The organism is Candidatus Paceibacterota bacterium (assembly GCA_028714275.1).
Classification (GTDB): domain Bacteria; phylum Patescibacteriota; class Minisyncoccia; order Phycocordibacterales; family CAINVO01; genus CAINVO01.
In genome coordinates, this window is sequence record JAQTMP010000050.1 from 1 (window position 1) to 4,502 (window position 4,502).

At 47.4% G+C, this 4,502-nt stretch carries 5 protein-coding genes and 1 tRNA gene; 3 read left to right on the plus strand and 3 right to left on the minus strand.

Annotated elements, in window-relative coordinates; all coding sequences use genetic code 11:
• The 3 genes from PHF79_03855 to PHF79_03865 all read left to right on the plus strand — a co-directional run.
• Positions 1 to 854, plus strand: an 854-nt coding sequence (locus tag PHF79_03855) for a helicase-related protein (GenBank protein ID MDD5318916.1), incomplete at its 5' end; no start/stop codon positions are given.
• 159 nt (positions 855 to 1,013) lie between these two features.
• A complete protein-coding gene (locus PHF79_03860; protein ID MDD5318917.1) occupies positions 1,014 to 1,940 on the plus strand; it encodes a hypothetical protein in 927 nt (308 codons plus the stop codon).
• A 63-nt stretch (positions 1,941 to 2,003) separates the two neighbouring features.
• Positions 2,004 to 2,079: transfer RNA gene (locus PHF79_03865), tRNA-Ile, on the plus strand.
• A 15-nt stretch (positions 2,080 to 2,094) separates the two neighbouring features.
• On the opposite strand, the gene PHF79_03870 is transcribed toward PHF79_03865, so the two are convergent.
• From PHF79_03870 to PHF79_03880, 3 genes are all read right to left on the minus strand, one after another.
• Positions 2,095 to 3,045 carry a hypothetical protein gene (locus PHF79_03870; GenBank protein MDD5318918.1) on the minus strand — a complete coding sequence of 317 codons (951 nt, stop codon included), beginning with the start codon at positions 3,043 to 3,045 and terminating at the stop codon, positions 2,095 to 2,097.
• A gap of 5 nt (positions 3,046 to 3,050) precedes the next feature.
• A complete protein-coding gene (locus tag PHF79_03875; protein MDD5318919.1) occupies positions 3,051 to 4,031 on the minus strand; it encodes an AAA family ATPase in 981 nt (326 codons plus the stop codon).
• A 118-nt stretch (positions 4,032 to 4,149) separates the two neighbouring features.
• Complete coding sequence (locus tag PHF79_03880; protein MDD5318920.1) at positions 4,150 to 4,392, minus strand: hypothetical protein; 243 nt, start codon at positions 4,390 to 4,392, stop codon at positions 4,150 to 4,152.
• Positions 4,393 to 4,502: the final 110 nt, after the last annotated feature.

Genomic DNA, 4,502 nt, shown 5'->3' on the forward strand with positions numbered 1-4,502 from the left:
TGGGGACTTCCGCGGCAGTGCCACACTTACTTTCAATGACGGCTACCCCAATCCCCCGTACCCTGGCTCTGACTCTGTACGGAGATCTTGATTTGACCTTGTTAGACCAGATGCCGGCCGGCCGCAGGCCGGTGGTGACGGAAATCGTGTCGCCAGGCAAACGCGCCGGCACCTATGAAAAAATCCGCGGCGAGCTGGCGGCCGGCCGACAAGCCTATGTCATTTGCCCGCGCATCGACGAGCCAGATCCAGACAAAGAACAATCCCTCCAGGCTAAATCCGTCAAAACCGAAGCCGCCCGTTTAAAAAAAGACGTTTTTCCACACCATCGCATCGGTATCATGCACAGCAAAATGAAACCTGTCGAGAAGGAAAAAGTGATGCGTGATTTTTCTGAGCACCGCCTTGATATTCTCGTTTCCACTTCCGTCGTAGAAGTAGGGGTCAATGTCCCCAATGCCACTATCATTGTCATCGAGGGAGCCGAGCGTTTTGGACTTTCTCAGCTCCACCAGCTCCGCGGACGGGTCATCCGCAGCAACCATCAAGCCTATTGCTATGTCTTTACCGAAAGTAAAAGCGAGTCCACCGTCGATCGTCTCAAGGCTTTGATCACCGCCAAAAATGGTTTTGAACTTTCCGAAATGGATTTGGCTTTGCGCGGGGCGGGTGTTCTATACACGGGCAAACAATGGGGTATCACCGACATAGCCATGGAAGCCTTAAAAAATATCAAAATGGTCGAGGCTGCTCGCACTGAAGCCACTCGACTCGTAGAGCAAGATACTAGCTTAAAGACCTATCCTCTTCTTGCCAAAGCACTAGCCGATCAAGATTCTATTCATTTTGAATAAAAGCCGTAACGACAGTAACAGGTAGACGCATTTTACCGCGTTTTAGTTTTTATGCTTTATATTACATATTGAGAAAATACACATACCTCTACCTTAGATTTTGTGTCATCAAAAATTTGTGTTAATCTGCACACGTAACATACACGTCAAATAAAATAAATGGAAAAAACTCCTAAAAAAATCACCCTGAAAATCATTCACATTTTTATTTATATTTTCGCTGTTATTGGTTTTTTCTTAACAGCTGGCTATATTGCTGTCTCACTGGGTTGGACAAATACCGCCGGGATTATTGATTTACAAAGCAGCTATTTTCAAAAAGCCATGCAAAATGGTCAAAAAAGTGGCTCCATCCAGAACTGCTCGACAGACAATACTTGCGCCTGGGCTCAGAGTGCCGAGTGGCAAGCCTTTAAGGCCGCTATTGTCAAAGACACCTCAGTGATTGCAAAAGTTTCCAGCCAGACAGATATCTCTTCCCGGATGATTGTTTCGGTTATTATGGTCGAGCAAATGCGACTTTTTTATACCGACCGCGAATCTTTTAAAAAGTTTTTTGATCCACTGAAAATCCTCGGGTCTATGACCCAATTTTCATGGGGAGTGGCCGGCATCAAGCCAGAGACCGCTTTGCAGATTGAAAATAATCTCGCGTCGACCACTTCCCCTTTTTATCCTGGCAAAAAATATGAACATCTCCTAGATTTTTCTGTTCAAGCCTCAAACCAGGTTTCCGAGCAAACATCGAACACCGCTGCGACTTCGAGCACCACAGCGACTTCCAGCATCGAGACTGAACGCTTCACCCGCATGACCGATCAGCACAACCGTTATTATTCCTATCTTTACGCCGCCCTCAATATGCGCGAGCTCGAAAACCAATGGCGAGCCGCCGGTTTCGACATTTCAAAACAAGTCGGCATCCTGGCGACTCTTTTCAATATCGGCTTTGAGCACTCCACCCCCAATGCCAATCCGCAAGTCGGTGGTGCAGAAATAACCATAGACGGCACGACCTACAGCTTCGGCGGCCTCGCTCTCCAATTCTACAATTCAGACGAGCTGACGGATGTCTTTCCGAGATAGCTCATTTGCTGAAAAAAGCCCTATACTATAAACTGTTTCAGTACTCGAAAAGTGAAAGTTTATGCGCGTGTAGCTCAGTTGGTAGAGCCCCGAGCTTATACCTCGGTGGTCCTAGGTTCGATCCCTAGCACGCGCACCACAAGGGTTTTGTATTTTAGGCCAGATGTTCCAAATCCAACTTCTTCTTTGGCACAATTCCATTGGCCACCAAAATCTTTTCAAAGTCATCACGTTCGATAGTCTCACGTTCGACGAGGTCAGCAGAAATAGCGTCAAGTACTTTACGATGCTCGGTAATAATAGCCAGCGCACGGTCGTAGGCTTGATTCATAATTTTGGAAACTTCATCATCAATAGTTGAGCCGACATTTTCTGAGTATTCTTTCTCTTCTACTCCTCTGCCAAACATAGCCCGGCTACCTCCGACTGATCCTTCCAAAGCGATTGGGCCTATCTTGTCAGACATACCGTATTTGGTGACCATGTCGCGAGCGAGAGCAGTCGAGACCTGCAAATCATTTGAAGAGCCTGTGGTGAGATCACCGAAAATAGTTTTCTCCACGACATAGCCTCCGAGTGACACTGCAATATCATCCAAAAATTCATTTTTCGATTGCATTCTTTTATCTTCAATCGGCAATTTCAAAGTGTAGCCCGCTGCTCGTCCACGAGAAATGATAGAAACTTTATGCACTGGATCGGCAAAAGGCAAAATGGAAGCCACGAGTGCATGCCCAGCTTCGTGGTAGGCTGTGAGCTCTTTTTCTTTTTTAGAAAGGAGATGGCTGCGACGCTCAGGTCCGAGCATCACTTTTTCGATTGAACGAATGAGATCAAACTGCGCAACTTTGGTGCGATTTTCACGCGCTGCGAGAATAGCTCCCTCATTCATCAAAGAGTAAAGGTCAGCACCAGAAAAGCCAGGGGTACGCTCTGCAATGACATCAAGATTGACGTCTTCGCCGAAAGGTTTTTCACGAGCGTGGATTTTTAAAATAGCCAAGCGGTCATCACGATCGGGTAAATCAATCGTCACACGACGATCAAAACGGCCCGGTCGGAGGAGGGCGGGATCAAGGACATCGGGGCGATTGGTAGCGGCCATGATGATTACTTTTTCATTGGTTCGAAGCCATCCATTTCCACGAGAATTTGGTTGAGAGTCTGCTCGCGTTCGTCATTGCCGCCTCCCATACCCGCGCCGCGCACGCGCCCGACGGCGTCTATCTCATCTATAAATATAATGGCGGGCGCGGCGGTCTTGGCCAATTTGAAAAGGTCACGCACGCGTGAGGCTCCCACACCCACAAACATTTCCACAAATTCCGAACCCGAAATAGAAAAGAAGGCTACCCCAGCCTCGCCCGCCACGGCTCGAGCCAGCAAGGTCTTGCCGGTGCCTGGTGCCCCCATCAGCAAAATGCCTTTTGGAATACGCGCTCCAATGTCCAGAAACTTTTTTGGATTGCGCAAAAAATCCACGATTTCCGCCAACTCTTCTTTTGCCTCTTTGGCTCCGGCCACATCTTTGAAAGTTACCCGTGAATTTTTGTCTGCAGGATCAGTGATCCGTGCCCGAGACTGTCCAAAGCTCATGGCCTGCATCCCCGCTCCGCGCACCTGCCGCGTCATAAACCACAAAAAGAAACCAATCAAGGCCAACGGACCAAGAAACGGCAGAAGATTGACCAGCCAAAACACCCAGCCAGACTGATCCTGGTTATCAATTTTTATCGCCGCAATTTTATCTTTTGCCACGCCAAGATTGCCGAGGGTTTCTGACAAAGCAACCCCCGTTTCCTTTTTAGTTTTCTTTTCAACGTTGTCAGTATAGGTAATAGTCACATCATCACCCTGGACCACCACCTGCTTGACCTTGCCAGCAGTAATATCTGTGGCCAGATCAGAAATAGTGATATTCTGATCTTTGACATTTAGCTCAGTAATATATGAGTAGGCACTGACTAGCAGAAAAAAGATGACCAGAGTGCCCACAATAGTATTGAGAAAAGGACGCCCAGAACCCTTGCTGCCGCCAGCCCTTCCAGACCCTCCCATTCCCCTATTTTTTTTGTTTTTTGATGTCGCCATTGGTCACAGTATACATCAAATAAAAAAATAAAAAACCCGCCTTCTGCTTGCGCATAATGGCGGGATTGTTGATTTTGTTTGGTACCGGGCAGTTTTTCTTCTGCCGTGGAGTTGTGACTCATTTGGATTTTGGTTTTTTAAATACGCCCCTCACAATGAGACATATTCCTCCGACAACGATGGCCAACTGAAGCAGTTGCTGGAATAGCGGTTTGAAGGCTATCCAGAAATTGTTCCAGCCCTCGGCAACGATGCTCCCAGCCGTCTGGGGTGCAATCATTCCGAAGATTCCAAAGCTGACAAGGAGGGTGACGATCGCCCTCTGGGGCGATCCCAACAGGAATCTCAGGTATCTGTTCATCTGCCTAATATAATAGCATAACTATGTTTTAAAGTCAATATATGCTTAATCTGACACCACATATGCAACCATTTCAGCGGGAGTTTTCATGCCAAGGCCAAGATGAATAC

Bases quoted from the DNA above. Each gene is read 5' to 3' on its own strand.
- PHF79_03880 (MDD5318920.1), bottom strand. From the start codon at position 4,392: ATGAACAGATACCTGAGATTCCTGTTGGGATCGCCCCAGAGGGCGATC.
- PHF79_03875 (MDD5318919.1), bottom strand. From the start codon at position 4,031: ATGGCGACATCAAAAAACAAAAAAAATAGGGGAATGGGAGGGTCTGGA.
- PHF79_03860 (MDD5318917.1), top strand. From the start codon at position 1,014: ATGGAAAAAACTCCTAAAAAAATCACCCTGAAAATCATTCACATTTTT.
- PHF79_03870 (MDD5318918.1), bottom strand. From the start codon at position 3,045: ATGGCCGCTACCAATCGCCCCGATGTCCTTGATCCCGCCCTCCTCCGA.